Raw genomic sequence first — 23,778 nt, forward strand, 5'->3', positions numbered from 1 at the left:
TCGTTATCCTCCCCGTGACGTCCAACAAGGGAGTTTCCCCGAATGACGAAGCAACAGAACCAGAATCCGGGTCAGCAGAGTCAGAACCCCGGCCAGCGCAATCCGCAACAGCAGCAGGGCGGTGGTCAGAAACCCGGACAGCAGCAGCAGGATCCGATGCGCCAGGGCGAACGCCCCGGCCAGCAGGGTGGCCAGCGCAGCCAGGACGAATAGTTCGAGAGCCCGGGAGTAGGAGGGCCCCGCCGAGAGGCGGGGCCTTTTTTCTTTTGCGTCTTATTCCGTCATTCCGGGATGGTCCGAAGGACCAGACCCGGAATCTCGAGATTCCGGGTTCAATGCTGCGCATTGCCCCGGAATGACGACGTCTGCGGCCGGGCCAGTTAAGGTAAACAAAGGGTTTAAATTGCCGCCACAGTCTGATGCGAGTTAGCTCCCCGGCAAAGCCTTCCATCGAGGGCGAACGGCAGGCGAAGCGGGAAGCGGCATGTTCAGGAATTGGCGGATCGGCTCGGTCAACGGCGCGCTGCTGGCGGCCTATTTCATCCCGGCCTGGGCGCTGGTTGCCTTCAACATCATCGTGGCCCCGGTGCACGGCCTCTACGAGCGGCCGAGCGTCGCGGTGGCACTCTTCCTCAGCGACCATCTCCAGATGGCCGGCATGGACACGGTGCGCGCCGCGTGGCTGCTGGCGCTGGGCCGTCTGACCGTGGTGGCGTTCTTTTCGATCTATCTCGTGCTGCTCTGTATTCCCCGCATCCGCAGGAACGGCGGCAGCGACGAGGCGCTCAGCATCGCCCTGGCGATCGGCAGCCTGATCTCGTTTGCCAGCATGGTCATGTCCTCGAAGGTCGGCGAGATGGCCGCGCTCCGGCTGCATGCCACCGAGCTCCTGCTCTTGCTCGGTGCTGCCATCGTGGTCGTGATCGAGAAGCCGGCGCCAGCGCCCAAGGCCGTTCAAAAGCCCGTCGAGATCACCGCGCCGCTAGGTCTTGAGCAGGCCGAGCTCCTGCACAATCGCTGAGGCTTCCTTCACGGCGTGGTTCGCGGCCGGCACGCCGCAATAGATCGCCTGCTGCAGCAGGATCTCCTTGATATCGTCGGGCGTGAAGCCACCCTCGGCCAGCGCCGCGCGCACATGCAGGCGGAATTCGTCCCATTGCCCGAGCGCGACCATGGTGCCGATCACCAGCACGCGCCGCGTGCGCTCGTCGAAATGCGGCCGCGTCCAGATCTCGCCCCAGGCGTAGCGCGTGATCAGATCCTGGAAGTCGGTGTTGAACGCATTGCGGCCCGCGATCGATTTGTCGACCCAGGCATTGCCCAGCACCTTTCGGCGCACATTCATGCCGGCATCGCGGCGCTTCTGGTCGTCCATGGTGTTTCTCCGAATAAGTCATTCCGGGGCGATGCGAAGCATCGAACCCGGAATCTCGAGATTCCGGGTTCGCCTCTTCGAGGCGCCCCGGAATGACGGTGATAACAACTAGCGCTGCGTCAAAAATCCCACCACCGCATCCGTGAACGCGTGCGGCTGCTCGACATTGGAAATGTGCGCGGCGTCGATGATGGTCATGCTGGCGCCGGGAATGTTCGAACGGATCAATTCGCCCGCCGAGATCGGCGTCGCCTGATCGTGGCGGCCGGCGATCACCAGCGTCGGGCTCTTGATCTTCGGCAGCAGCGCGCGCTGGTCCAGCGTCGAGAGCGCCTCGCAGCAGGCAAGGTAGCCCTCGACCGGCGAGGCGAGCAGCATCGCCTTCATCTTTGCGGTGATCGCAGGCTCGCGCTCGCGAAAATCCTGCGTCAGCCAGCCTGCGATCACGGCGTCGGCGACCGCGGCGATGCCGCCCTTCTTCACGGCATCGATGCGCTCCAGCCATTTGGTCGGCTCGGCATAGTAGCACGAGGTGTTGGCGAGGATGAGCTTGCCGAAGCGCTCCGGCGCGTTGGCGCCGAGCCATTGCCCGACCATGCCGCCCATCGACAGGCCGCACCAATGCACCTTCTCGATGTTGAGGTCGTCGAGGATCGCGAGCACGTCGCGGCCGAAGCGTTCCATCGTGTAGGGGCCCGGCGGAACGTTGGACTTGCCGTGGCCGCGGCGGTCGTAGCGGATGACGCGGAACACCTGCGTCAGCGCCTTCATCTGCGGCTCCCACATCTGAAGCGTGCAGCCGAGCGAGTTGGACAGCATCAAGGTCGGCCCGCCGTCGCGGCCCTCGACGGAGACGTTGAGCAGGCATCCGTCGGCATCGATCATGGGCATGGCATGTTCCTCGTCATGCGCGGGTAACAGCGCTAGATGACCCGCACATCCATCTCCAAAGCGAATCTATCCAGGATGATGGATTGCCGGGTCAAGCCCGGCAATGACATCAGGAGAGATCCAGTGAATCCAGCAGCCGGTCGATCAGGGCCTGGGAAGCCCCTTGATAGGCCATCGGCTCGAACAATGCCGCAATTTTTTCCGGCGAAAGGTGCGCAGTGACCTGCGAATCGGCCGAGAGCACCTCGCGCAGATGCTTCTTCTCGGCGACCGCGCGCTTGCTGGCGGCCTCGATCACATGATGCGCGTCGCTCTTGCCAATCTTATCGGCCAGCGCGAACGTGACCGCCTCGGCCATGATCAGGCCATGCGTCGCATCGAGATTGCGGAGCATGCGCGCGGCATCGACGTCGAGCCCTTCGGCGATGTCGACGACGGCGGCCAGCGCGCCCGAGGCAACCAGCATCAGTTGCGGCAGCGTCGGCCATTCCGCGTGCCAGGGGCCGGCGCTGCGCTCATGGTCCTGCACCTGGGCTGCGAAGATCGTCGCGGCGAGCTGCGGAGCCATCGTGGCGGCGCCCAGCGCGCTCGCGGCGGCGACCGGGTTGCGCTTGTGCGGCATGGTCGAGGAGCCGCCGCGGCCTTCGCCGGCCGGCTCGAACGCTTCGGCGACGTCGGTCTGCATCATCAGCGAGACGTCCCGCGCGATCTTGCCGCAGCTGCCGGCGAGAATGGCGAGGCAGGATGCGGCTTCCGCGATGCGGTCGCGATGGGTGTGCCAGGGCGCTTCCGGCAGCGGCAGGTCGAGTTCCTGCGCGAGCCGTTCAGCCACTGCCAGCCCCTTGTCGCCGAGGGCCGCGAGCGTGCCGGCGGCACCGCCGAATTGCAGCGCGAGGCCCTCGCGGCGGAGCCGCCGCAGGCGGCAGCGGGCGCGGGCGAGGCTGGATGCATATTCGGCGGCCTTCAGGCCGAACGGCATCGGCAGCGCGTGCTGCAGCCAGGTCCGCGCCACCATCGCGGTAGTGCGATGGTGGCGCGCCAGTGCGGCAAAGCCCTTGATGGCGCGGCTAAGGTCGGCGTCAAGCGCGTCGATGCCGGCGCGGAGCGCGAGCATGGTCGCAGTGTCGATGACATCTTGGCTGGTGGCGCCCCAATGCACGTAGCGTGCAGCCTCTTTGTCCGCCTTGCCGACATTGGCGGTCAGCGTCTTGACCAGGGGAATCGCCAGATTGCCCGATCGCGTCGCGGCCTCCGCGAGCGCGGCCATGTCGAAGCCATCGGCCTTGCACGCGGCCTCGATCGGCCCCACGGCGGATGCCGGAATCACGGCCGTGGCGGCTTCGGCGCGTGCCAGGGCTGCCTCGAAATCAAGCATGTTCTGCAGCGTGGACCGGTCGTCGCAGACCACGCGCATGGCGGCGCTCGACAGCATCGGTGCGAGCAGGGGGGAGAGGGATGTGCTCATATTGCGCGCGACCTAATCATCATGGGCCGGCTGTGCCAATCCCCCAACCCCTGCACACGTCATTTTGCAGTTGCGAATATGCATTGCACGTGACCGGGCGCCGCCCTTTCCTTTGCCGCGTCCCTGCGTTACTTGATCAGCACTATAGTTATGCGATCCGGGAGGCACCCTCATGGCCATGACGATGAACGGCGAAGTCCAGCTTGCGGCGCCGCGCGAGGCCGTGTGGGCCAAGCTCAACGATCCCGAGGTGCTGAAGGCCTGCATCCCCGGCTGCGAGGAGCTCGAGAAGACCGAGGACGGCGGCTTTCGCGCGACGGCGAAAATGAAGGTCGGCCCGGTGTCGGCGCGCTTCAAGGGCAAGGTCACGCTGTCCGATCTCGACCCGCCGAACGGCTACAAGATCTCCGGCGAGGGTGAGGGCGGGGTCGCCGGTTTCGCCAAGGGTGGTGCGGCGGTCAGGCTGGCGGAGAAGGACGGCGGCACGCTGCTCTCCTACGACGTCGAGGCGCAGATCGGCGGCAAGTTGGCGCAGCTCGGTCAGCGCCTGATCAACGGCGCCGCCAAGAAGCTCGCCGACGAGTTTTTCGCGAACTTCGCCAAGGCTGTACAAAGCTGAAGGTCATCGCCTCCGGCATGGCGCCTTGCGCCCCGGGCGATGTTGCCCCGGGGCATAATGGCCCATATGATGGGTTGGAATAATTATAAGAACCGCTTCGATGGGACCCGTCGGGGCGCTGATAGAGAGTGCTTATGGCAAAAATCTCCCTCATCGTGAACGGCAATCCTGTTACGGCCAATGTCGATCCCCGCACCCTGCTGGTGCAATTCCTGCGCGAGAATCTGCGCCTGACCGGCACCCATGTCGGTTGCGATACCTCGCAGTGCGGCGCCTGTGTCGTCCATCTCGATGGCAAGGCCGTGAAGTCCTGCACTACGCTTGCGGTGATGGCCGATGGCCATGAGGTCAAGACGATCGAGGGGCTGGCCGCCGACGGCGCGCCGCTGCATCCGATGCAGGAGGCCTTCCGCGAGCACCATGGCCTGCAGTGCGGCTTCTGCACGCCGGGCATGATCATGACCGCGATCGACATCGTGCATCGCAAGGGCCACGAGCTCGACGACCACACGATCCGGGAAGAACTGGAAGGCAATCTCTGCCGCTGCACCGGCTACCAGAACATCGTCGCGTCGATCTCCGCCGGCGCCAAGGCGATGGCGAAATCCGACCTCGCGTAACGCGCATCCCGCGATCAGGACATTCAGATGTACGAATTCAAATATCATCGCCCCGGCACCGTTCGCCAGGCGGCCAATCTTTTGGTGAAGAACGAGGACGCCAAGGTGATCGCCGGCGGCCACACGCTGATTCCCGTCATGAAGCAGCGCCTCGCCAGCCCCCCGCATCTGGTCGACCTCTCCCATATCGAGGGGCTCAACACGATCGAGATGAAGGGCCGCTCGCTGGTGATCGGCGCCACCGCCAAGCACGCGGAGGTCGCCACCTCCGCGATCGTCGGCGAGGCGATCCCGGCGCTGGCGAATCTTGCCGGCGGCATCGGCGATCCCGCCGTGCGCCACAAGGGCACGATCGGCGGCTCGCTCGCCAACAACGACCCGACCGCGGACTATCCGGCCGCCGTGCTCGCGCTGGGCGCCACCATCGTCACCAACAAGCGCCGGCTCAAGGCGGAAGAGTTCTTCCAGGGCCTCTTCACGACCGCGCTCGAAGCCGATGAGATCATCACCAAGGTGATGTTCCCGCTGCCGAAGAAGGCCGCCTACGTCAAGTTCCGCAACCAGGCCTCGCGCTATGCGCTGGTCGGCGTGTTCGTGGCGCGGCGTCCCTCGGACGTGCGGGTTGCCGTGACCGGTGCCGGCTCCGAAGGCGTATTCCGGGTCACCGCGTTCGAGGAGGCGCTGAAGAAGCGCTTCTCGTCCAAGGCGCTGGAAGGCATCGACGTCCCGGCTGAGGGGCTCAACAGCGACATCCACGGCAGCGCCGAATACCGCGCGCATCTCATCGGCGTGCTGACGCGGCGCGCGGTCGATGCAGCCAACGCCAAGGAATGAGCTGAGCTCATTCCACGATCAAAACCTGTCCCTGGCGAGGACGTAGCGAGACTGGCTTCTTTATGACTTCAGCGACCAATTCTTCCGGTGCTTTGCCGGCATCGGTCGATGCGATGCTCGAGCTCCTGACATCGCGCGGCTATCTCGCCGAGCGGTCGCTGGCGACGGTGACGTACCTGTCGCTGCGGATGGGCCGGCCGCTGTTCCTGGAAGGCGAGGCCGGCGTCGGCAAGACCGAGATCGCAAAAGTGCTCTCGGCCGCGCTGGGGCGGAAATTGATCCGTCTGCAATGCTACGAAGGCCTCGATGTCTCCTCCGCGGTCTACGAGTGGAACAGCGCCGCGCAGATGATCGCAATCCGGATGGCGGAAGCCGCCGGCGACACCGATCGCGAGCAGCTCTCGAGCGACATCTTCGCCGATCGTTACATGATCAAGCGGCCGCTGCTGCAGGCGCTGGAGCCTGACGTCGCCGGACCGCCGGTGCTGCTGATCGACGAGCTCGACCGGGCCGACGAGGCATTCGAAGCTTACCTGCTCGAAATCCTCAGCGACTTCCAGGTGACCATTCCCGAGTTCGGGACCGTGAAGGCCCCACACCCGCCGATCGTCATCATCACCTCCAACCGCACCCGCGAGATCCACGACGCGCTGAAACGGCGCTGCCTCTATCACTGGGTCGATTATCCCGCCGCCGAGCGCGAGCTCGCCATCGTCAAGACGCGCGTGCCCGGCATCTCGGCCAAGCTGTCGCAGCAGGTCGTGCGCTTTGTGCAGGCGCTGCGCAACCAGGACTTCTACAAATCGCCGGGCGTTGCCGAGACCATCGACTGGGCCACGGCGCTGTCGGAGCTGGATGCCCGCTCGCTGACCCCGCAAGTGGTCGGCGACACGCTGGGCGCACTGCTCAAGTACCAGGACGACATCACCCGCATGCAGGGCGATGCCTTGCAGAAGGTGCTGAAGGAAGCGACGAGCGAGAATTGACGTGCGTGCGTCATAACGAGCTCGTCATTCCGGGGCGCGCGTAGCGCGAGCTATGGTGCGCAATTGCGCACCTGAGAATCCATCGGGCCGCAGGGTTGGTGGAGAATGGATTCCGGGTTCGCGCCAAGTGGCGCGCCCCGGAATGACGAGGGGATGGATACGAGATCATGGCCATCAACCACCTTGCCCCCGAACAGACCGAGCAATTCGCCGACAACATCGTCGGTTTTGCCCGCGCGCTGCGCGCGGCAGGGATGCCGGTGGGCCCGGGTGCGGTCATCGATGCCATGAGCGCGCTGCAGGTGATCGACATCGGCAATCGCGCCGACGTCTTCACCACGCTGGAAGCGATCTTCGTCAAGCGCCATGAGCATGCGCTGATCTTCAGCCAGGCGTTCAACCTGTTCTTCCGCGCCTCGGAAGAATGGAAGCACATGCTGGATTCGGTGCCGCTGCCGGACGAGGCCAAGAAGAAGCCGAAGGCCGGCGCGCGCCGCGTGCAGGAGGCGATGTCGCAGCCGCGGATGACGGAGACGCCGCAGCATCAGGAGCAGGATCTGCGCCTGTCGGTCTCCGACAAAGAGATCCTTCAGAAGAAGGATTTTGCGCAGATGAGTGCAGCCGAGATCGCCGAGGCGCTCCGCGCCATCGATCGCATGCACCTGCCGCAAGCCGAGCTGTTGACGCGCCGGCACCGGCCCGATCCGCACGGGCTTCGCCTCGACCTGCGCCGTACCCTGCGGGCATCCTTGCGCACCGGGGGCGACATCATCGACATCCGTCGGCTCGGGCGGATCGAGAAGCCGGCGCCGATCGTCGCGCTGCTCGACATCTCGGGCTCGATGAGCGAGTACACCCGCCTGTTCCTGCATTTCCTGCACGCCATCACGGATGCGCGCAAACGTGTCTCGGTGTTCCTGTTCGGCACCCGCCTCACCAATGTCAGCCGCGCGCTGCGCCAGCGCGATCCGGACGAGGCGCTGGCGAGCTGCTCGGCCTCGGTCGAGGACTGGGCCGGCGGGACGCGGATCTCAGCCTCGCTGCACAATTTCAACAAATTGTGGGCGCGCCGGGTGCTGAGCCAGGGCGCCATCGTGCTCCTGATCTCCGACGGGCTGGAGCGGGAGGCCGATTCCAAGCTCGCCTTCGAGATGGACCGGCTGCATCGCTCCTGCCGGCGGCTGATCTGGCTCAACCCGCTGCTGCGGTTCGGCGGCTTCGAGGCCAAGGCGCAGGGCATCAAAATGATGCTTCCGCACGTTGACGAATTCCGCCCCGTGCATAATTTGAGTTCGATCCAGGAGCTGATCACGACGCTCTCCCAGCCGCTGCCGCCGCATCACCGCAGCCTGATCCGCTCCGCAGCTTGAGAGGCACCCATGCTCGATCGCGACGAGGATATCCTGAAGGCGGCGGAGGACTGGCAGAAGGCCGGCCACGGCGTCGCGCTGGCGACGGTGGTGGAGACCTGGGGCTCGGCGCCGCGCCCGGCGGGCTCGAGCCTCGTCATCAACGATGAGGGCACCTTCCTGGGCTCGGTGTCCGGCGGCTGCGTCGAGGGCGCCGTGGTCACCGAGGCCATGGACGTGATCCAGAGCGGCAAACCGAGAATGCTGGAGTTTGGCGTCGCCGACGAGACCGCCTGGAATGTCGGGCTGTCCTGCGGCGGCACCATCCGCGTCTTCGTCGAGAAGGTCGGCTAGCCGTGAAGCTCGAGATCCTGCACGAACTCAATGCCGAGCGGGCCGCGCGCCGGCCGGCGATCCTGGTGACGGACACCGAGAGCGGCGAGCAGCGCCTGGTGAAGGCGAAGGATTTTGCCAGAGATCCCTTGCGTGCCGAGCTGGAGAAACAGCTTCGCATGGGCAAGAGCGCCACCGTCGAAGCCGGCGGCAAGAAGCTGTTCCTCAACGTCTACGCGCCGACCGCAAAGCTCGTCATCGTCGGCGCGGTCCATATCAGCCAGGCCCTGGCGCCGCTGGCGCGCTCGCTCGGCTATGACGTGACGGTGATCGATCCCCGCACGGCATTCGCGAGCCCCGAGCGCTTCCCCGACATTCCGCTGATCGCGGAATGGCCCGACACGGCGCTGCCGCCGCTCAATGTCGATGCCTACACCGCCTTCGTCGCGGTGACGCATGATCCGAAGATCGACGATCCCGCATTGCTGCATGCCTTCGAGCGCGGCTGCTTCTATATCGGCGCGCTAGGCTCGCGGAAGACGCACGCCAAGCGCGGCGACCGACTGCGCGCGCAGGGGGCGAAGGAGAGCGACATCGCGCGCATCCACGCGCCGATTGGCCTGGCGATCGGTGCGGTCTCGCCCGCCGAGATCGCGGTCGCGATCATGGCAGAGATCACGGCGGGGCTCCGCCTGCCTCCCAAGGAGAAAGAAGAAGCCGCATGAAGTTCGGCCCGGCGACCCCTGAGGATGCGATCGGCGGGGTGACCGTCCACACCCTGCGCCAGGGACCGCTGGTACTGAAGAAAGGCACGACGATCGGCCCCGCCGAGGTCGAGGCGCTGACGCGCGCCGGCATCAAGGACATCGTCGTGGTGCGCATGGAGGCGGGCGACGTCTCCGAGGACGTCGCGGCCGCAAGTATCGCGCTTGCGGTGGGCGGCGAGGGCATCCATGTCGAGCGTGCCTTTACCGGTCGCGCCAATCTGTTCGCCGCGCGAGCGGGCGTGCTGGTGATCGACCGCGCCGCGGTCGACCGCATCAACAATATCGACGAGGCCATTACCTTTGCCACGCTCACCGCCTACAAGCCGGTGGTCGAGGGCGAGATGGTCGGCACCGTCAAGATCATCCCGTTCGGAGTCGAGGGACGCCTGCGCGATGCCGCGGTGAAGGCGGCGGGCAAGGACGTGCTCAGAATAGCGCCTTACGTCATCAAGCGCGTCGGCGTGGTCTCGACCCTGCTGCCGGGCCTGTCGTCCAAGGTGATCGACAAGACGCTGCGCGTCACCGCCGAGCGGCTCGCGCCGGCCGGAGCCGGCATCATCGCCGAGCGGCGCGTCCAGCATGATGAGCGCGAGCTGTCGGCCGCGATCAAGGAATTGCTCGCGCTGGGGGCCGAGCTCGTCATCGTGTTCGGAGCCTCCGCGATCGCCGATCGCCGCGACGTGATCCCGGCGGCCGTGACCGGCATCGGCGGCGAGATCGAGCATTTCGGCATGCCGGTCGATCCCGGCAATCTCTTGCTGATCGCCCGCGCCGGCAATGTGCCGGTGCTCGGCGCGCCCGGCTGCGCGCGCTCGCCGGTCGAGAACGGATTCGACTGGGTCCTGATGCGGCTCCTCGCCGGCATCAAGGTGACGCGGTCCGAGCTGATGGGCATGGGCGTCGGCGGCCTCTTGATGGAGATCGTGACGCGGCCGCAGCCGCGCGCGAAAGCGGAAACCGAGGGCAACAGCCAGGTCGCCGCCATCGTGCTCGCGGCAGGCCGCTCGACGCGCATGGGCGGCCCGAACAAGCTGCTCGCCGAGCTCGACGGCAAGAAGCTGGTGCGCATCGCCGCCGAGCAGGCGCTCGCCTCGAAAGCATCCGAGGTGATCGTCGTCACCGGCCATCAGACCGAGCTGGTCGAGCAGGCGCTGCAAGGTCTGAACGTGAAATTCGTCAAGAATCCGGATTTCGCCGGCGGCATCGCAAGCTCGGTCAAGGCTGGCATCGCGGCCGTGCCGGAGAGCTGCGACGGCGCGCTGGTCTGTCTCGGTGACATGCCGCTGATCGATGCCGGCCTGATCGACCGTCTCATCGACGGCTTTGCGCCGGACCGCGGCAATCTCATCGTCGTGCCCGTCAGCGAAGGCCGCCGCGGCAATCCCGTGCTGTGGTCGCGCCGCTTCTTCAAGGAATTGATGACGCTCGATGGCGACGTCGGGGCGCGGCATCTCATCGCCAAGCACACCGAGGCCGTGGCCGAGGTGCCCGTGGACGGCGAGAGCGCCTTCCTCGACATCGACACGCCGCAGGCGCTGGAAGCGGCAAGGCGGGGATGAAGATGCCGCAAACGACGGTGCCGTAGGGTTAGAGCTTCGCGCCACGGTCTCTTCGTTGCGATCGACGATTGGTGGGCACGATTCCGCCGTCGCTCTCCGAGCTATGACGGACAAGTCGCTTTGCCACCCTGCGACATCTCCCACCTGCCGGTTTCAACCACCCGTTCACCATCTGGAAACGACCGCCGCTTAGAGTTGCCGGCACCTGCCTTGGGGGTGAGGGGTTTTTCCATGGCTTCGAACGTCATCGCGCGCCGTTGCGCGATGTTTTTCTTTGCGTTGTCCGTTTGTGTTTCCGGCGCCCGCTATGTGACGGGAGCGCATGCCGCCGGGGCTTTTGCAGTCGGCAAGTGCGGCGCTTACGGTCAGGCCTATGATTACGGCTACGAGCACGAGGCCCGCGCCGCGGCGCAGAAGCAGTGCAAGGGCGATTGCACCACCGTGACGATGAAGCGCGCCTGTGCCGCGATGTCGGTCGATATAACAAATCCGTGCGGCGCCTACGGCTACGCGGTCAAGCCGAAGATTTCGGCCTCTCTCAACGCCGCCACGCGCGAATGCTACAAATACGGCGGCAAGGAATGCGTGATCCGCGCCTGGGCCTGCGACGCCAAGGGGTGATTTTTCCTTGCCGTCATTCCGGGGCGATGCGTAGCATCGAGCCCGGAATGACAGTCGAGGGAATACATGCAGTTCGACACCAAGATCGCCATCGTGATCCGCACCGATCTTCAGGCCTGGCAGAAGCTCAACGTCGCATCTTTTCTCTCCAGCGGCATCGCCGCGGCTTTTCCCGAATGCATCGGCGAAGCCTATGAGGACGCCTCGGGGACGAAATATCATGCGCTGATCGGCCAACCGATCCTGATCTATGGCGCCGACGGTCCCGCCTTGTCGCGCGCGCTGGACCGTGCGCTCGCGCGCAACGTCAAGCCGGCGGTCTATACCGAGGACATGTTCAGCACCACGCACGATGCCGCCAATCGCGAGGCGGTGAGGGCCGTTGCGCGCACGGATCTCAATCTCGTCGGCATCGCCATGCGTGCCGAGCGCAAGGTGATCGACAAGATCGTCGATGGCCTGAAGTTCCATAGCTGACAGGTCGGGAGCCCCGCGCCGCGTCATCGTGACGTCATGATGGCCGGCCCATGCGGAAACTTTGTGCTGTTTGACTCCCGTCAAAGGTGCGCCGGGCGGCGTCGCTATTCTGCTTCAGAAAGCATAGAGGAGCAGACAGATGCCGACCATGAAAGCCGCAGTCGTCAAGCAGTTCGGCAAGCCACTGGTGGTCGAGGACGTGCCGGTGCCGCAGCCCGATCCCGGCGAGGTTCTGGTCAAGGTCAAGGCCTGCGGCGTCTGTCACACCGATCTGCATGCGGCCTCCGGCGACTGGCCGGTGAAGCCGGTTCCTCCCTTCATTCCCGGCCATGAGGCCGCCGGCATCGTTGCGGCGCTCGGACCCGGCGTGAAGAATCTGAAGGTGGGAGATGCCGTCGGCGTCGCTTGGCTCCATGACGCCTGCATGTCCTGCGAATATTGCGAGACCGGCTGGGAGACTCTGTGCGAGCACCAGCACAACACCGGCTACAGCGTCAACGGCGGCTTCGCCGAATATGTCATCGCCTCGGCTGCCTTTGTCGCAAAGCTGCCGGCGACGGTCGATTTCGCCGCCATCGCGCCGATCCTGTGCGCCGGCGTCACCACCTACAAGGGATTGAAGGAGACCGAGGCCAAGCCCGGGGAGTGGGTGGTGATCTCGGGCGTCGGCGGGCTCGGCCATGTCGCGATCCAGTACGCCAAGGCGATGGGGCTCAAGGTCGCCGCCATCGACATTGCCGAGGACAAGCTCGCGCTCGCCCGCGAGACCGGCGCTGATCTCGCGGTCAATGCCCTCGCAGCCGGCGCGGTCGACAAGGTTCTTGCGGCAACCGGCGGCGGGGCCCACGGCGTGCTGGTGACGGCGGTCTCGACCGCTGCGTTCGCCCAGGCGCTCAAGATGGTGCGCCGCAAGGGCACCGTCAGCCTCGTCGGCCTGCCGCCGGGCGAATTCCCGACGCCGATCTTCGACGTCGTGCTCAAGCGCATCACCGTGCGCGGCTCCATCGTCGGCACGCGGCGCGACCTCGACGAGGCCGTTGCCTTCGCCGCGGACGGCAAGGTCAAGGCCGAAGTGACGAAGGTGCCGCTTGCGCAAATCAACGACGTCTTCGACCGGATGAAGGCCGGCAAGATCGACGGCCGCATGGTGCTGGATTTCGGCTAGTCTCTCCGAGGAGCAGAGCGTGGCCCGGCCAACGAAGATCGTCTTTCTCGGTGCGAGCAGTGCATCCTTCGGGATGAGCATGTTCCGGGATCTGTTTTCGAGCCGCGATCTCTCCGGCGCGACGCTCGTGCTGGTCGGACGAAACGTCGACCGGCTCGGCCGGTCGACGCGGCTTGCGAAACTGCTCAACGAGAAATCCGGTGCCGGTCTTACAATCGAGGCAACGACGGATTGGCGCTCGGCGCTCGACGGTGCCGAGTTCGTGGTGCATTCCACCGCGATCGATCGTAACCGGCTGTGGCGGCTCGACTTCGAGGTTCCGCGCAAGTTTGGCGTCCGTCATACGCTGGGTGAGAACGGGGGGCCTGGCGGCTTGTTCTTCACGCTGCGCACCTTGCCGGTGATCTTCGACTTTGTGCGTGAGATGGAGCTCCGTTGTCCGCGGGCGACCTTCATCAACTATTCCAATCCGGAAAGTCGCATCATCCTGGCGCTGGGCCGGTACAGCAACATTCGCAGCATCGGCCTCTGCCACGGGATATTTCTTGCCCGCGCGAATGTCGCCCGAATCTTGGGGATGCGGGAAGATCAGGTGGAAGTATGGGGTGCAGGCCTCAATCATTTCCAGTGCCTGACCGAAATTCGCAACCGCGAGACGGGTGAGGACCTTTATCCGTTGTTGCGCGAGAGGGTGAAGGATTTCGATCCCACCTTCTCCCCGCTGACGCGCAAGTTGTTGCATGCCTTTGGCTACTGGCTCGGCTGTGGCGACAGCCATGTTGGCGAGTATCTCTCGTATGGCTGGGAGGCCGGCGAGGGCGGCTACAACTACGACTGGGACGAGGGCGAGCGCGCGAAGCTGACGCGGCAGATCGATGACGTGCTCGCAGGCGTGGCCGAGGTGCCTGACTGGTGGTCGGTGCCTTCGGGGGAGCGCGCGACCGGTATCATCACCGCCGTTGTTCATAACCGTCGGCAACTCTTCGAGTCCGCCGTCATTTACAATCAACAGGTGATACCGAATCTGCCCGCCGATGCTGCGGTCGAGGTGCCGGTGGAGGTAGATATCGCGGGTATCCACCCTGTCTCGCTCGGGCCGCTGCCCGACGCCGTGGCCAAGCTGATGACCGTTCAGGTTCAGGTCCAGCAGATGGCCGTGGAAGCGGCGATGCATGCGTCGAAGGAGACAGCGCTGCAGGCTTTGCTGCTGGACCCCGTCATCCAATCCGAGGAGGCGGCGCGCGGGCTGCTTGATGAGTTGTGGGAAATCAACCGGCCCTACATCCGAGCGTGCATTTGACCTGCCGATCGGCCTCGGCGCGCCCGATCCTACGCCGACGGCATGCCGGCAAATTTCGGCAGATCGGGATCGAGGTAATCCCAGCGATGTGCGCGCGCGGCGTAGGTGACAACCTGCGGCTGGTAGCGGGCGGGCTCGTCGAGGCTTGCGGCGCGGATGGTGAAGACGTCGGGCTGTGCCGCAAAGGTCATGTACACCGGCACGCCGCATTGCGGGCAGAAGCCGCGCGTTTTCACCTGGCCGCTGTCGGCGACCATGTCCCAATGCTTCGCCTCGCCGGTGACCGTGACGCCGGCACGCGCGAAGGTCGCGTACGAGCCGTGGCCGCCGCCGCTTTCCCGCTGGCAGTCCCGGCACTGACAATGATTGCTGAACAGGGGCTCACCCGCAATCGAATAGCGGATGGCGCCGCAGGCGCAGCCGCCGGTGTAGGGCTTGTCCATTGCGATATCTCCCGCTCAACCTTCGCCGCTGATCTCATCGAGCTTGCGGACGACCTTCTTCCAGCCGCCGCTCATGACCGTGTAGGCCGACTCGTTCCGGGGCAGGACGAAGCCGGCATGAACCAGGATGATCCGCGTGCCGGCTTCGACCGGGGTGAGGGACCATGTCACGACCGTGTCGAGCGGAGCGCCATAACCGGTGTTGCGCGCATCGCCGCCCTTCCAGGCGTACACGAGGCGGCGGTTCGGCACGACCTCCAGAACCTGGCAATGGATCACGCCGTCCCAGTCACCGCCGGGAGTGGTCTGGAAGGTGAAGGCCTTGCCTTCGACGGCCTCGAAGCCGGTCGGCTGCATCAGCCAGCGCCCGATCAACTGCGCGCTGGTGAGCGCTTTCCAGATCGTCTCAGCGGTGTGAGGGAAGACCTCATCGATGACGATGTCCCTTGTTTCGGTTTTCAACGCGGCAGCACTCACGGATCGATCTCCTTCAACAGGTCACGCAGGTTCTGGAAACGCTCGCGCCAGAACACACCGTAGTGGTCCATCCAGGTGACCAGGGGCTCGAGGCCTTGCGGCGCGGCGCGGTAATAGACGTTGCGGCCCTCGGCGCGCTCGGCGACGAGGCCCGCCTGCTTCAGCGACTTCAGGTGCTGCGAGATCGCGCCCTGGGTCACGCCGCTGCCGCGGGTGAGCTCGGCGACGCTGATTTCCTTGGTTTCGAATACGCGCTCGAACACGGCTCGCCGCGTCGGGTCGGCGAGGGCGCGCATCACGATGGTGACGGGGTTTGGCGCAGCTTCGATCATGCAATTCAATTAGTAGAAGCTAATGAATTAGTCAAGACTAATTCATTAGCCGAACTGGGGTTGCATCACGGCCTTGACTATGACTGACCAGTCAGTCATAAATAGACCATGATCCAGAAGCCGACCAAGACCGCCTTGCCGTCCGCAACTCGCGCCAGCGCGAAGGCCCCGGCGGCAGCTGGCAGCGGCGAGGCGCCTGCCTCGAACAGGGCGGCGCGCGCGCTGGAGCGGCGTAAGGCAATCGTCGACGCCGCGATGGAGGAGTTCATCGCCCGCGGCTTCGCCGCAACGCGCCTTGACGACATCGCCAAACGCGCCGGCGTCGCCAAGGGCACGATTTATCTGCACTTCAAGGACAAGGAATCGATGTTCGAGGAGCTGGTCCGCATCGTGATCGTGCCGGTGGTGGAGCGGCTGACCGCGCTGCCGCCGCCGACCGGGACCGTGCGCGACCTCGTCGAGAGCTTCGCCGGCAATTTCCTGAAGGAGGTCATCAACACCAGGCGCGGCGATCTGGTCCGCCTGATCGTGGCGGAGGGGCCGCGCTTTCCGGCCGTCGCCGACTTCTACTACCGCGAAGTCGTCTCGCGCGGCATCGCCGCCATGCGCGCGCTGATCGAACTCGGCATCGCGCGTGGCGAGATCCGCCAGAAGAACCTCGCACGCTATCCGCAGATCCTGGTCGCGCCGGCGATGATCGCGGTGATCTGGCAGAGCCTGTTTGCGCGGCACGCGCCGCTCGATGCGCAAGAGATGCTGCGCGTCCATCTCGATTTGATTTTTGGCGAACGGAGGACGACATGAGGTCGTCGCGCAACACCTCTCACCTCATCCTGAGGAGCGCGGAACGCGCGTCTCGAAGGATGCGGGCCCGGCTGTGGCTCCTCGCCCTTCGAGACGCTGCTTCGCAGCTCCTCAGGGTAAGGGATCGACAGCACAATCTGCCGCGTCTCGGCACGATCGCCGCGCTGGCGCTCGCAATCTCGCTGGCCGGGTGCAAGGAGAAGCGCGAGCCCGGCTTCCAGGGCTGGGTCGAGGCCGACATGATCTTTGTCAGCCCCGACGAAGCGGGGCGGGTGACCAAGCTCAGCGTCCGCGAGGGGGACGAGGTGAAGGTCGGCGATCAGCTCTATGCCGTCGATGACGACCTCCAACTCGCCGACCTCAACCAGAACAAGGCGACGCTGGCGAATGCGCAGCAGACCTATGATCGTGCCGCCTCGCTCAGCAAGACCGGCTCGGGCACCCAGGCCAATCTCGATTCCGCCGTGTCCGCCTTGCGCGTTGCCGAAGCGAGGGTTGCGACGTCGGAGACGCGGATGGCGCGGCGCAAGGGCTTTGCGCCCGTTGCCGGCACCATTCAGCAGATCTATTTCCGCGAGGGCGAGATGGTGGCGGCGCAGCGGCCGGTGCTGTCGATCATGCCGCCCGGCAACATGAAGCTGCGCTTCTTCGTGCCGGAGACCGCACTGCCGAAGCTTGCGATCGGCGATACGGTGCGCATCGCCTGCGACAATTGCTCCGCCGACCTCACCGCAAAGATCTATTTCATCGCGACCACGGCCGAATACACCCCGCCCGTGATCTACAGCCTCGATGAGCGCAACAAGCTGGTCTATCTGATCCAGGCGCGGCCCTCACGCCCGGACGCGCTACGGGTCGGACAGCCGATCGACGTCTATCTCAATCCCAAAACTCCGGTGGCGGACAAGCGATGAATGGCGGCAACGGCATCGCAATCGATGTCAAGGGCCTGAGCAAATCGTTCGGCGGCCGCGAGGTCGTGCATGATCTGTCGATGCAGGTGAGGCGCGGCTCGATCTACGGCTTCCTCGGGCCCAACGGCTCGGGCAAGACTACCACCATCCGCATCCTCTGCGGGCTGCTGACGCCCGACAGCGGCGAGGGCACCTGTCTCGGCTACGACATCTTGCGCGACTCCGAGAAGATCAAGCGCCAAGTCGGCTACATGACCCAGCGCTTCAGCCTGTATCAGGATCTCTCCGTCCGCGAGAATCTCGAATTCGTCGCGCGCCTCTATGGCCTTGCCGATGCGCGCGGTGCCGCACGCGACATGATCAAGCGGCTCGGGCTCTCCGGGCGCGAGGAGCAGCTCGCAGGCGAGCTCTCCGGCGGCTGGAAGCAGCGGCTGGCGTTGGGCGCCTGCACGCTGCCCAATCCGCAATTGCTGCTGCTGGACGAGCCCACCGCCGGCGTCGATCCCAAGGCGCGGCGGGACTTCTGGAACGAGATCCACGCGCTTGCGGCCGAGGGCCTCACCGTGCTGGTCTCGACCCACTACATGGACGAGGCCGAGCGCTGCCACGAGATCGCCTACATCGCCTACGGCCATCTCCTGGCGCGCGGCACCGTGGACGAGGTGATCGCGAAGTCCGCGCTGACGACCTACACCGTCACCGGCGAGTTGGGCGGCCTCGCGGCCGAGCTCGACGGCAAGCCTGGGGTTGACATGGTGGCTCCGTTCGGCACCTCGCTGCACGTCTCGGGCCGCGACGTTGCGGCGCTCGAGGCCAGCATCGCACCTTGGCGCGAGCGAAGTGGCCTGCACTGGCAAAAGTCGCATCCATCGCTGGAAGATGTCTTCATCGAATTGATGAATCGCTCCAGGGACAATTTCCAATGAGCACCATCCAGGCAGCCGGCCCCGTACGGGAGATCCGCGACCGCTTCGGCTTCTGGCGCCGTACCTATGCCATGATGGCGAAGGAGTTCATTCAGCTTCGTCGCGACCGCGTCTCGTTCGCGATGATCGTAGCGATCCCGGTGATGCAGCTTCTGTTGTTCGGTTATGCCATCAACACCACGCCGCACCATCTGCCGAGTGCGGTGCTGCTGCAGGAGGAGTCTGACCTCGCCCGCTCGGTCCTGAAGGCGTTGGAGAATACCGCCTATTTCCGCTTCGTCTACGAAGTGCACGATGTCGACGATTTCGACAACCTGCTGAAGTCCGGCAAGGTACTGTTCGGCGTCGAAATCCCGCGCGGCTTCGAACGGGCGGTGCGACGCGGCGACAAGCCGGCGCTGCTGGTCGCAGCGGATGCGACCGATCCGATCGCCGCGAGCTCCGCACTCGGCTCGCTCGGGATGATCGTGCAGACCGCTCTCCAGCACGATCTCTATATCGGCGATGCGCCGGTGCTGCCGTTCGAGATCCGGGCGCATGCGCGCTATAATCCGGCTGCGGAATCGCGGCTCAACATCGTGCCGGGACTGGTGGGCACCATCCTTACCATGACCATGCTGATCTTCACGGCGCTATCGGTGACGCGCGAGATTGAACGCGGCACCATGGAAAGCCTGTTGTCGATGCCGATCAAGCCGGTCGAGGTCATGCTCGGCAAGATCATTCCCTACATCCTGGTCGGCTTCATTCAAGCCTTCCTGATCGTCAATATCGGAGTGTTCCTGTTCGGCGTACCGGTGCTCGGCAATCTCGTTCTGCTCGCGGCACTCTCGACCCTCTTCATCGCCGCAAATCTCGCGATTGGTTACACGTTCTCCACCATCGCGCAGAATCAATTACAGGCGATACAGATGTCGTTCATGTTCTTCCTGCCGAGCATTCTCTTGTCGGGCTTCATGTTTCCGTTTGCGGGCATGCCGGCCTGGGCGCAATATGTCGGCGAATGCCTGCCGCTGACCCATTATCTGCGCATCGTCCGCGCCATCATGCTGAAGGGCGCGACCATGCAGAATTTGCGCTTCGACACGCTGGCGCTGGCGGCCCTGATGCTGGTCGCCATGACCATCGCCGTGACGCGCTTCCGTCGCACGCTGGATTGAGGCAAACTGTCTCGATGTCATTCCGGGGCGATGCGCTAGCATCGAACCCGGAATCTCGAGATTCCGGGTTCGCGGCTGTGCCGCGCTCCGGAATGACTGGGGGAATGATGGTCCGGTTTGCGAGCAGGAAGTCGCGGCAGCACGCTGTGCTATCAGAGGATTTCGAGCGCGAGCTGACGAGGGAGGTGCTGCGCACCGAGCTGTTGCGGGTGCGGACACTGATCATCACCGGCGGTGTCATGGTCTTGTTCCTCACCTCGACCTTCCTGATCGACCCTGCGCTCGTGAACCGCGTCTGGCGCGGGACCGAGGGCCTCGTCCGCGAATATATCCTTTTAGGAGGCTTCATCCTCTTCGAAGCCTGGGTTCACGGCCAGATCAGGCGAAACCTGAAGCTCGATCGCGACCTCCCGGTGGTCCGGCGCTATGCCGGCGCCTTCATCGAAACGTCCCTGCCGACGATCATCCTGATCCTGCAGATCCACAGCATGGGCGCGAGCCAGGCGCTCGGTTTTGTGCTGCCGTTGGTTTATTTCATCTTCGTCATTCTTTCGACGCTGCGGCTCGATTTCTGGCTCTCGACCTTCACGGGATTTGTGGCTGGAGCCCAGCTCCTGGCTGTCGCGCTGTATTACAATTCGGTCAACGACGCCGGCGAGCCGCTGATCTACTTCCACGCGGTGCGCAGCACCATCATCCTGATCTGTGGCGTGCTCGCAGGCTCGGTGGGTGCTCAGCTCCGCCGCCAGTTTGCCGCGAGCATCGCAGCCGCCACCGCGCGCGACCGCGTGACCAATTTGTTTGGCCAGCACGTCTCTCCGCAGGTGGTTGAGCGGCTGATGGCGGCCGGCACCAGCGGGGGCGGTGACGTCCGCCGTGTCGCGGTGATGTTCGTCGACTTCCGCGGCTTCACGGCCGGCGCGCAATCGCGCACCCCGCAACAGGTGGTCGACCGGCTCGACGGCGCCTTCGCGGTGCTGGTCGACGTCCTCGACCGCCACGGCGGCATCGTCAACAAGTTTCTCGGCGATGGCTTTCTCGCGCTGTTCGGCGCGCCCCTTGAGGCCGCGGACGCCGCGCACCGCGCCGTCGCCGCCGGCCGCGAGATGCTGCTGGCGATGGACCGCATCAACGCAGAGACGAGCTGGCCGCTTCGCATCGGCATCGGCATCCATTTCGGCGAGGTCGTCGCCGGCAATATCGGCTCGCCCCGGCGCAAGGAGTACACGGTGATCGGCGACACCGTGAACTTCGCCTCGCGGCTCGAGGCGCTGAACAAGGAGTTCGGCTCGCAGCTGCTGATCTCCGCGACCGTGCGCGAGGCGCTTGGCGATGAGGGCAGCGATGCCGTCGCGCTCGGCGAGGTCGAGGTGCGCGGTTACGAGCGTCCGGTCGCAGTGTTTCAGCTGGGGTAGCTCGCTCCACAGGCGCGCGCGATTCTCTTGCATCATCCCTGATTGCTCCGATTGCTCCGAATTTTGGGGCATGACGAGCGATATCGCCGGCCTGTAGACTGCCGGCGAAGCGGCCGGTCGTGGCCGCGACTTGCATGGGGAAGAGACGATGCCGCGCCGCTACATCACCGTCGACGTGTTCACCGACCGCGCCTTCGGCGGTAACCAGCTCGCCGTGGTGCTCGATGCCGACGGGCTCACGACTGCGCAGATGCAGGCGATCGCGACCGAGTTCAACTATTCCGAGACCACCTTCGTGCTGCCGCCGCGCGACAGGGCCAATGACGCGGAGGTGCGCATCTTCACGCCGGTGCAGGAGATTGCCTTTGCGGGCCATCCCAATGTCGGCACCGCCTTCGTGCTTGCCACGATGGCGAAGGAGCCGAAGCCGCGTCTGCTGTTCGAGGAGAAGGCCGGGCTCGTGCCGGTCGATATCGTGAGAGAGCAGGGCCGGGTGATCAGAACCGAGCTCACCGCGCCGCAGCCGCTGGAGCGGCTCTCACGTCTCTCGGCTGCCGAAGCCGCGAGCTGCATCTCGCTCGTTGCCGACGACATCAGGACAGACAATCACGAGCCTGAGATCGTCACCGTCGGAAACGCGTTTCTGGTGATGGAGCTGCATTCGCGCGAGGCGCTGAAGCGTGCTCGGCCGGATGCCGCAGCCTACGGCAGGGTTTTGCCGCGCGATGGCGCCCGCTCGGTCTGGTTTTATACGCGCGACGTGCCCCCGGCGGAGGCGCCGTGCGAGCGCCAGGCGCGGATGTTCATGCGCGGCGCAAGCGGTCTCGTCGAGGACCCCGCCACCGGCAGCGCCACGGTGGCTGCCGCTGCGCTGTTCGCCGATCTCGATCCGGCGCGTGACGGCGAGCTGAAGCTCACCGTCGGTCAGGGCTTTGACATGGGCCGGCCGAGCATTCTCTCGACCCGCGTGCGCAAGCAGGACGGCAAGATCGTGTCCGCTCACGTCGGTGGCGCTTGCGTGCAGATGATGGAGGGGACGTTCAAGCTGGCGGGGGAGTCTTAGCCCGTCATTCCGGCTTCAGCGCTTCGCGCTGACCCGGAACGACGAGCATCAGGCCTGCCGCCCCGCCAAATTCTTCACCGCAACCCCATCGCGTTCCTCGATGATCTCCGCGATCATCTGGCGGTGGCAATGGGTGTGGTCGCGCTCGTAGCAGAGCAGGCACACCGGGCCGGCCTTCTTCACCAGCGAGGAGAGCTCGTCCATCGCTTCCCTGGCCTCGGGCGTCTTCAGGTGCTTTGAGAAGATCTTCTCCAGCACCTCGTACTGTCCGCTCCGCGCGGCGAGGCGGCCTTCCTTCGGCGTGCCGAGCGCGGCGAGGTGGACATAGGCGATGCCGCGTTCGTCGAGTCCCGCCGACAGCTGCTTCTTGGAGAAGCCCGGCCGTCGCGACGACGTCACCGCCCGCACGTCGACCACGAGCTTGACGCCGGCCTCTTGCAGCTCGTCCAGCACCGCCTTGGGCGGCGTCTGTTCATAACCGATGGTGAAGAGCTTCTTGGCTTTTGCCATGAACCACCTCAGCTCACCCGCGCGATCAGTTCCATGGCGCCGGCCGGTGCGCGCACCTTGCCCTCGTGGATGACGTAGGCGAACACGTCGCGAGGCTCCTTCTTCGGTTTCGCCTTGTCAACTTTCGGCAGATCGTCCGGTTCACTGCCCGAAGCCCAGGCTTGAAAGCGCTCGGCCCAGGCATCGAGCTGCTTCGGCGGATAGCACGTCTTGATCTCGTCATTGCCTTTCTGGAGCCGGGCATAGACGAAATCGCCGGCGACGTCGGCAATGGCCGGATATTTGCCGTGCTCGGCGAACACCACAGGCGTCTCGAACTCGCGGATCAATGCCACGAAGTCCGGCGTGCAAAAACTGTCGTGCCGGACCTCGACGACATGGCGCAGCGCGCGCCCCTCGAGCTTGCGCGGCAGCAACTCGAGGAACTTGCCGAAATCGGCCCCGTCGAATTTCTTGGTGGGCGCGAACTGCCACAGCACCGGCCCGAGATGATTGCCGAGTTCCAGCACGCCGGAATCGTAGAACCGTTTGATGGAGTCGCCGGCTTCCGCCAGCACGCGGCGGTTGGTGGCGAAGCGTGGCCCCTTCACCGAGAACACGAAACCATCGGGCACCTCGCTCGCCCATTTGCGAAAGCTCTCCGGCTTCTGCGAGCCGTAATAGGTGCCGTTGATCTCGATCGAGGTCAGCTTCGAGGCCGCGTAGGACAGCTCCTTCGCCTGCGCCAGCTTCTCCGGATAGAACACGCCGCGCCAGGGCTCGAAGGTCCAGCCGCCGATGCCGATGAAGATGTTGCCGGATTTTTTGGACGCGGTTTTTGCTTTGGCCACGGGAGGATCTCGCATCGACGGGGGAGGGAAGAGCTTCATCCTAGTCAAACGAGATGTGATTGGCCAGTTCTCGCCTCCAGTCTAAGCTCCGCAGTGCAATCTGCGACAAGGGAGAACAAGATGCGGATGCTGATGGTGGGAGCGGCGCTCATCGTGATGACAACTGCTGCCATGACGTCTTCACTCATGGCGGATGACGATGCGAAGAATGCGCAGAAGCTCGCCCAACAGGGCCGCGACGATTATTGGCATTGCCTGGCGCGGGAATATTCGCGTGACAGCAATCAGGGAATGACGGAACAGGATTTTGGCCGCTCGGTCGCGGGCGCCTGCCCGTCAGAGCGGCAATATTACCGGGTGGCGCTGCTCGACTATCTTACCACGCAATATCCCGGCATCGATGCCGGCGCCCATCTCGCGACCGCGAACAGAGCGGTGGAGTCCGCGCAGAAGGACATCGTGACGGCCTTCGTCAAGCGCAGGCCGCCGGCGAAGTAGGGGGTGGCGAATGGCCAATCGCGAATAGGGCAGGAAAGCGGGTCT

General features: G+C 65.0%; 29 protein-coding genes. 21 read left to right on the top strand and 8 right to left on the bottom strand.

Translation table 11 applies throughout. The annotated features are described in order from the left end of the window. The first annotated feature begins 42 nt into the window (after window positions 1-42). Window positions 43-213: a hypothetical protein gene (locus tag P6U31_RS14070; RefSeq protein ID WP_407189033.1), complete on the top strand. Its 171-nt coding sequence runs from the start codon at window positions 43-45 to the stop codon at window positions 211-213. A 271-nt stretch (window positions 214-484) separates the two neighbouring features. Beyond that, a complete protein-coding gene (locus tag P6U31_RS14075; protein ID WP_407189034.1) occupies window positions 485-1,021 on the top strand; it encodes a hypothetical protein in 537 nt (178 codons plus the stop codon). Here P6U31_RS14075 and P6U31_RS14080 read toward each other — a convergent pair. The 3 genes from P6U31_RS14080 to P6U31_RS14090 form a co-directional block, all read right to left on the bottom strand. Beyond that, the gene (locus P6U31_RS14080) at window positions 983-1,375 is read right to left on the bottom strand and encodes a carboxymuconolactone decarboxylase family protein (RefSeq protein ID WP_027548693.1); all 393 of its coding nucleotides are present in this window, start codon (window positions 1,373-1,375) and stop codon (window positions 983-985) included. The two genes, P6U31_RS14075 and P6U31_RS14080, sit on opposite strands and share 39 nt — an antisense overlap. Window positions 1,376-1,483: 108 nt before the next feature. Next, window positions 1,484-2,266 carry a 3-oxoadipate enol-lactonase gene (gene pcaD, locus P6U31_RS14085; RefSeq protein ID WP_407189035.1) on the bottom strand — a complete coding sequence of 261 codons (783 nt, stop codon included), beginning with the start codon at window positions 2,264-2,266 and terminating at the stop codon, window positions 1,484-1,486. Between the two features lie 109 nt (window positions 2,267-2,375). Beyond that, on the bottom strand, window positions 2,376-3,731 hold the full coding sequence (locus P6U31_RS14090) for a 3-carboxy-cis,cis-muconate cycloisomerase (RefSeq protein WP_407189036.1): 1,356 nt from the start codon (window positions 3,729-3,731) through the stop codon (window positions 2,376-2,378). A gap of 172 nt (window positions 3,732-3,903) precedes the next feature. Between P6U31_RS14090 and P6U31_RS14095 the strand changes: the two genes are divergently transcribed. From P6U31_RS14095 to P6U31_RS14150, 12 genes are all read left to right on the top strand, one after another. Further along, window positions 3,904-4,350 carry a carbon monoxide dehydrogenase subunit G gene (locus P6U31_RS14095; protein ID WP_128926593.1) on the top strand — a complete coding sequence of 149 codons (447 nt, stop codon included), beginning with the start codon at window positions 3,904-3,906 and terminating at the stop codon, window positions 4,348-4,350. Between the two features lie 134 nt (window positions 4,351-4,484). Further along, a complete protein-coding gene (locus P6U31_RS14100) occupies window positions 4,485-4,970 on the top strand; it encodes a (2Fe-2S)-binding protein (protein ID WP_014494194.1) in 486 nt (161 codons plus the stop codon). A gap of 27 nt (window positions 4,971-4,997) precedes the next feature. Then, a complete protein-coding gene (locus P6U31_RS14105; protein ID WP_407189037.1) occupies window positions 4,998-5,804 on the top strand; it encodes an FAD binding domain-containing protein in 807 nt (268 codons plus the stop codon). 62 nt (window positions 5,805-5,866) lie between these two features. Next, complete coding sequence (locus tag P6U31_RS14110; protein ID WP_407189038.1) at window positions 5,867-6,790, top strand: AAA family ATPase; 924 nt, start codon at window positions 5,867-5,869, stop codon at window positions 6,788-6,790. 167 nt (window positions 6,791-6,957) lie between these two features. Beyond that, window positions 6,958-8,160, top strand: a complete 1,203-nt coding sequence (locus P6U31_RS14115; RefSeq protein ID WP_407189039.1) for a vWA domain-containing protein — start codon at window positions 6,958-6,960, stop codon at window positions 8,158-8,160. A 9-nt stretch (window positions 8,161-8,169) separates the two neighbouring features. After that, window positions 8,170-8,493, top strand: coding sequence for an XdhC family protein (locus P6U31_RS14120; protein WP_097658284.1), 324 nt, complete (start codon window positions 8,170-8,172; stop codon window positions 8,491-8,493). A 2-nt stretch (window positions 8,494-8,495) separates the two neighbouring features. After that, window positions 8,496-9,197: an XdhC family protein gene (locus P6U31_RS14125; RefSeq protein ID WP_407189040.1), complete on the top strand. Its 702-nt coding sequence runs from the start codon at window positions 8,496-8,498 to the stop codon at window positions 9,195-9,197. Beyond that, a complete protein-coding gene (locus P6U31_RS14130; RefSeq protein ID WP_407189041.1) occupies window positions 9,194-10,798 on the top strand; it encodes an NTP transferase domain-containing protein in 1,605 nt (534 codons plus the stop codon). Before P6U31_RS14125 ends, P6U31_RS14130 begins: the two co-directional genes overlap by 4 nt. A 231-nt stretch (window positions 10,799-11,029) precedes the next feature. Then, a complete protein-coding gene (locus P6U31_RS14135) occupies window positions 11,030-11,419 on the top strand; it encodes a DUF4189 domain-containing protein (protein WP_407189042.1) in 390 nt (129 codons plus the stop codon). 66 nt (window positions 11,420-11,485) lie between these two features. Continuing rightward, window positions 11,486-11,896 carry a DUF2000 family protein gene (locus tag P6U31_RS14140; protein ID WP_128926586.1) on the top strand — a complete coding sequence of 137 codons (411 nt, stop codon included), beginning with the start codon at window positions 11,486-11,488 and terminating at the stop codon, window positions 11,894-11,896. 139 nt (window positions 11,897-12,035) lie between these two features. Beyond that, entirely contained in the window at window positions 12,036-13,061 is a 1,026-nt protein-coding gene (gene adhP / locus P6U31_RS14145) for an alcohol dehydrogenase AdhP (RefSeq protein ID WP_407189043.1), read from the top strand. Window positions 13,062-13,080: 19 nt separating this feature from the next. After that, the gene (locus P6U31_RS14150; protein WP_407189044.1) at window positions 13,081-14,361 is read left to right on the top strand and encodes an alpha-glucosidase/alpha-galactosidase; all 1,281 of its coding nucleotides are present in this window, start codon (window positions 13,081-13,083) and stop codon (window positions 14,359-14,361) included. Between the two features lie 29 nt (window positions 14,362-14,390). Here P6U31_RS14150 and P6U31_RS14155 read toward each other — a convergent pair whose 3' ends face one another. The 3 genes from P6U31_RS14155 to P6U31_RS14165 are packed head-to-tail and all read right to left on the bottom strand — an operon-like array spanning window position 14,391 to window position 15,613. Beyond that, window positions 14,391-14,804, bottom strand: a complete 414-nt coding sequence (locus P6U31_RS14155; protein WP_407189045.1) for a GFA family protein — start codon at window positions 14,802-14,804, stop codon at window positions 14,391-14,393. Window positions 14,805-14,819: 15 nt separating this feature from the next. Next, window positions 14,820-15,281 (bottom strand): SRPBCC family protein, encoded by a 462-nt coding sequence (locus P6U31_RS14160; protein WP_407189046.1) that lies wholly within the window; start codon window positions 15,279-15,281, stop codon window positions 14,820-14,822. Next, complete coding sequence (locus P6U31_RS14165; RefSeq protein WP_407189047.1) at window positions 15,278-15,613, bottom strand: ArsR/SmtB family transcription factor; 336 nt, start codon at window positions 15,611-15,613, stop codon at window positions 15,278-15,280. Before P6U31_RS14165 ends, P6U31_RS14160 begins: the two co-directional genes overlap by 4 nt. 108 nt (window positions 15,614-15,721) lie before the next feature. On the opposite strand from P6U31_RS14165, the gene P6U31_RS14170 reads away from it, so the two are divergent. From P6U31_RS14170 to P6U31_RS14195, 6 genes are all read left to right on the top strand, one after another. Continuing rightward, window positions 15,722-16,417 (top strand): TetR/AcrR family transcriptional regulator, encoded by a 696-nt coding sequence (locus tag P6U31_RS14170; protein ID WP_407189048.1) that lies wholly within the window; start codon window positions 15,722-15,724, stop codon window positions 16,415-16,417. Beyond that, complete coding sequence (locus P6U31_RS14175) at window positions 16,414-17,331, top strand: HlyD family secretion protein (RefSeq protein ID WP_407189049.1); 918 nt, start codon at window positions 16,414-16,416, stop codon at window positions 17,329-17,331. Before P6U31_RS14170 ends, P6U31_RS14175 begins: the two co-directional genes overlap by 4 nt. Then, entirely contained in the window at window positions 17,328-18,257 is a 930-nt protein-coding gene (locus P6U31_RS14180; RefSeq protein ID WP_407189050.1) for an ABC transporter ATP-binding protein, read from the top strand. The genes P6U31_RS14175 and P6U31_RS14180 overlap by 4 nt, the downstream gene beginning before the upstream one ends. Beyond that, on the top strand, window positions 18,254-19,417 hold the full coding sequence (locus P6U31_RS14185) for an ABC transporter permease (protein WP_407189051.1): 1,164 nt from the start codon (window positions 18,254-18,256) through the stop codon (window positions 19,415-19,417). Before P6U31_RS14180 ends, P6U31_RS14185 begins: the two co-directional genes overlap by 4 nt. Window positions 19,418-19,524: 107 nt before the next feature. Beyond that, window positions 19,525-20,832, top strand: a complete 1,308-nt coding sequence (locus P6U31_RS14190) for an adenylate/guanylate cyclase domain-containing protein (protein WP_407189846.1) — start codon at window positions 19,525-19,527, stop codon at window positions 20,830-20,832. Window positions 20,833-20,980: 148 nt separating this feature from the next. Beyond that, window positions 20,981-21,895, top strand: a complete 915-nt coding sequence (locus P6U31_RS14195; RefSeq protein ID WP_407189052.1) for a PhzF family phenazine biosynthesis protein — start codon at window positions 20,981-20,983, stop codon at window positions 21,893-21,895. 48 nt (window positions 21,896-21,943) lie between these two features. Here P6U31_RS14195 and P6U31_RS14200 read toward each other — a convergent pair whose 3' ends face one another. Next, entirely contained in the window at window positions 21,944-22,405 is a 462-nt protein-coding gene (locus P6U31_RS14200; RefSeq protein WP_407189053.1) for a DUF488 family protein, read from the bottom strand. Window positions 22,406-22,413: 8 nt separating this feature from the next. After that, window positions 22,414-23,250 carry a DUF72 domain-containing protein gene (locus tag P6U31_RS14205; protein ID WP_407189847.1) on the bottom strand — a complete coding sequence of 279 codons (837 nt, stop codon included), beginning with the start codon at window positions 23,248-23,250 and terminating at the stop codon, window positions 22,414-22,416. 105 nt (window positions 23,251-23,355) lie between these two features. Here P6U31_RS14205 and P6U31_RS14210 point away from each other — a divergent pair, with 105 nt between their 5' ends. Next, window positions 23,356-23,733, top strand: coding sequence for a hypothetical protein (locus tag P6U31_RS14210; RefSeq protein WP_407189054.1), 378 nt, complete (start codon window positions 23,356-23,358; stop codon window positions 23,731-23,733). Window positions 23,734-23,778 lie beyond the last annotated feature (45 nt).

The organism is Bradyrhizobium centrosematis (assembly GCF_045571495.1).
GTDB classification, from domain to species: Bacteria; Pseudomonadota; Alphaproteobacteria; order Rhizobiales; family Xanthobacteraceae; genus Bradyrhizobium; species Bradyrhizobium centrosematis.

Excerpts from the sequence above, each read along its gene's own strand:
- P6U31_RS14205 (WP_407189847.1), bottom strand. The coding sequence starts at position 23,250 with ATGCGAGATCCTCCCGTGGCCAAAGCAAAAACCGCGTCCAAAAAATCC.
- P6U31_RS14115 (WP_407189039.1), top strand. The coding sequence starts at position 6,958 with ATGGCCATCAACCACCTTGCCCCCGAACAGACCGAGCAATTCGCCGAC.
- P6U31_RS14110 (WP_407189038.1), top strand. The coding sequence starts at position 5,867 with ATGACTTCAGCGACCAATTCTTCCGGTGCTTTGCCGGCATCGGTCGAT.
- P6U31_RS14175 (WP_407189049.1), top strand. The coding sequence starts at position 16,414 with ATGAGGTCGTCGCGCAACACCTCTCACCTCATCCTGAGGAGCGCGGAA.
- P6U31_RS14120 (WP_097658284.1), top strand. The coding sequence starts at position 8,170 with ATGCTCGATCGCGACGAGGATATCCTGAAGGCGGCGGAGGACTGGCAG.
- P6U31_RS14090 (WP_407189036.1), bottom strand. The coding sequence starts at position 3,731 with ATGAGCACATCCCTCTCCCCCCTGCTCGCACCGATGCTGTCGAGCGCC.
- P6U31_RS14100 (WP_014494194.1), top strand. The coding sequence starts at position 4,485 with ATGGCAAAAATCTCCCTCATCGTGAACGGCAATCCTGTTACGGCCAAT.
- P6U31_RS14190 (WP_407189846.1), top strand. The coding sequence starts at position 19,525 with ATGGTCCGGTTTGCGAGCAGGAAGTCGCGGCAGCACGCTGTGCTATCA.
- P6U31_RS14095 (WP_128926593.1), top strand. The coding sequence starts at position 3,904 with ATGGCCATGACGATGAACGGCGAAGTCCAGCTTGCGGCGCCGCGCGAG.
- P6U31_RS14070 (WP_407189033.1), top strand. The coding sequence starts at position 43 with ATGACGAAGCAACAGAACCAGAATCCGGGTCAGCAGAGTCAGAACCCC.
- P6U31_RS14105 (WP_407189037.1), top strand. The coding sequence starts at position 4,998 with ATGTACGAATTCAAATATCATCGCCCCGGCACCGTTCGCCAGGCGGCC.
- P6U31_RS14155 (WP_407189045.1), bottom strand. The coding sequence starts at position 14,804 with ATGGACAAGCCCTACACCGGCGGCTGCGCCTGCGGCGCCATCCGCTAT.
- P6U31_RS14130 (WP_407189041.1), top strand. The coding sequence starts at position 9,194 with ATGAAGTTCGGCCCGGCGACCCCTGAGGATGCGATCGGCGGGGTGACC.
- P6U31_RS14200 (WP_407189053.1), bottom strand. The coding sequence starts at position 22,405 with ATGGCAAAAGCCAAGAAGCTCTTCACCATCGGTTATGAACAGACGCCG.
- P6U31_RS14170 (WP_407189048.1), top strand. The coding sequence starts at position 15,722 with ATGATCCAGAAGCCGACCAAGACCGCCTTGCCGTCCGCAACTCGCGCC.
- P6U31_RS14195 (WP_407189052.1), top strand. The coding sequence starts at position 20,981 with ATGCCGCGCCGCTACATCACCGTCGACGTGTTCACCGACCGCGCCTTC.
- P6U31_RS14210 (WP_407189054.1), top strand. The coding sequence starts at position 23,356 with ATGCGGATGCTGATGGTGGGAGCGGCGCTCATCGTGATGACAACTGCT.
- pcaD (WP_407189035.1), bottom strand. The coding sequence starts at position 2,266 with ATGCCCATGATCGATGCCGACGGATGCCTGCTCAACGTCTCCGTCGAG.
- adhP (WP_407189043.1), top strand. The coding sequence starts at position 12,036 with ATGCCGACCATGAAAGCCGCAGTCGTCAAGCAGTTCGGCAAGCCACTG.
- P6U31_RS14075 (WP_407189034.1), top strand. The coding sequence starts at position 485 with ATGTTCAGGAATTGGCGGATCGGCTCGGTCAACGGCGCGCTGCTGGCG.
- P6U31_RS14180 (WP_407189050.1), top strand. The coding sequence starts at position 17,328 with ATGAATGGCGGCAACGGCATCGCAATCGATGTCAAGGGCCTGAGCAAA.
- P6U31_RS14140 (WP_128926586.1), top strand. The coding sequence starts at position 11,486 with ATGCAGTTCGACACCAAGATCGCCATCGTGATCCGCACCGATCTTCAG.
- P6U31_RS14135 (WP_407189042.1), top strand. The coding sequence starts at position 11,030 with ATGGCTTCGAACGTCATCGCGCGCCGTTGCGCGATGTTTTTCTTTGCG.
- P6U31_RS14080 (WP_027548693.1), bottom strand. The coding sequence starts at position 1,375 with ATGGACGACCAGAAGCGCCGCGATGCCGGCATGAATGTGCGCCGAAAG.
- P6U31_RS14185 (WP_407189051.1), top strand. The coding sequence starts at position 18,254 with ATGAGCACCATCCAGGCAGCCGGCCCCGTACGGGAGATCCGCGACCGC.
- P6U31_RS14165 (WP_407189047.1), bottom strand. The coding sequence starts at position 15,613 with ATGATCGAAGCTGCGCCAAACCCCGTCACCATCGTGATGCGCGCCCTC.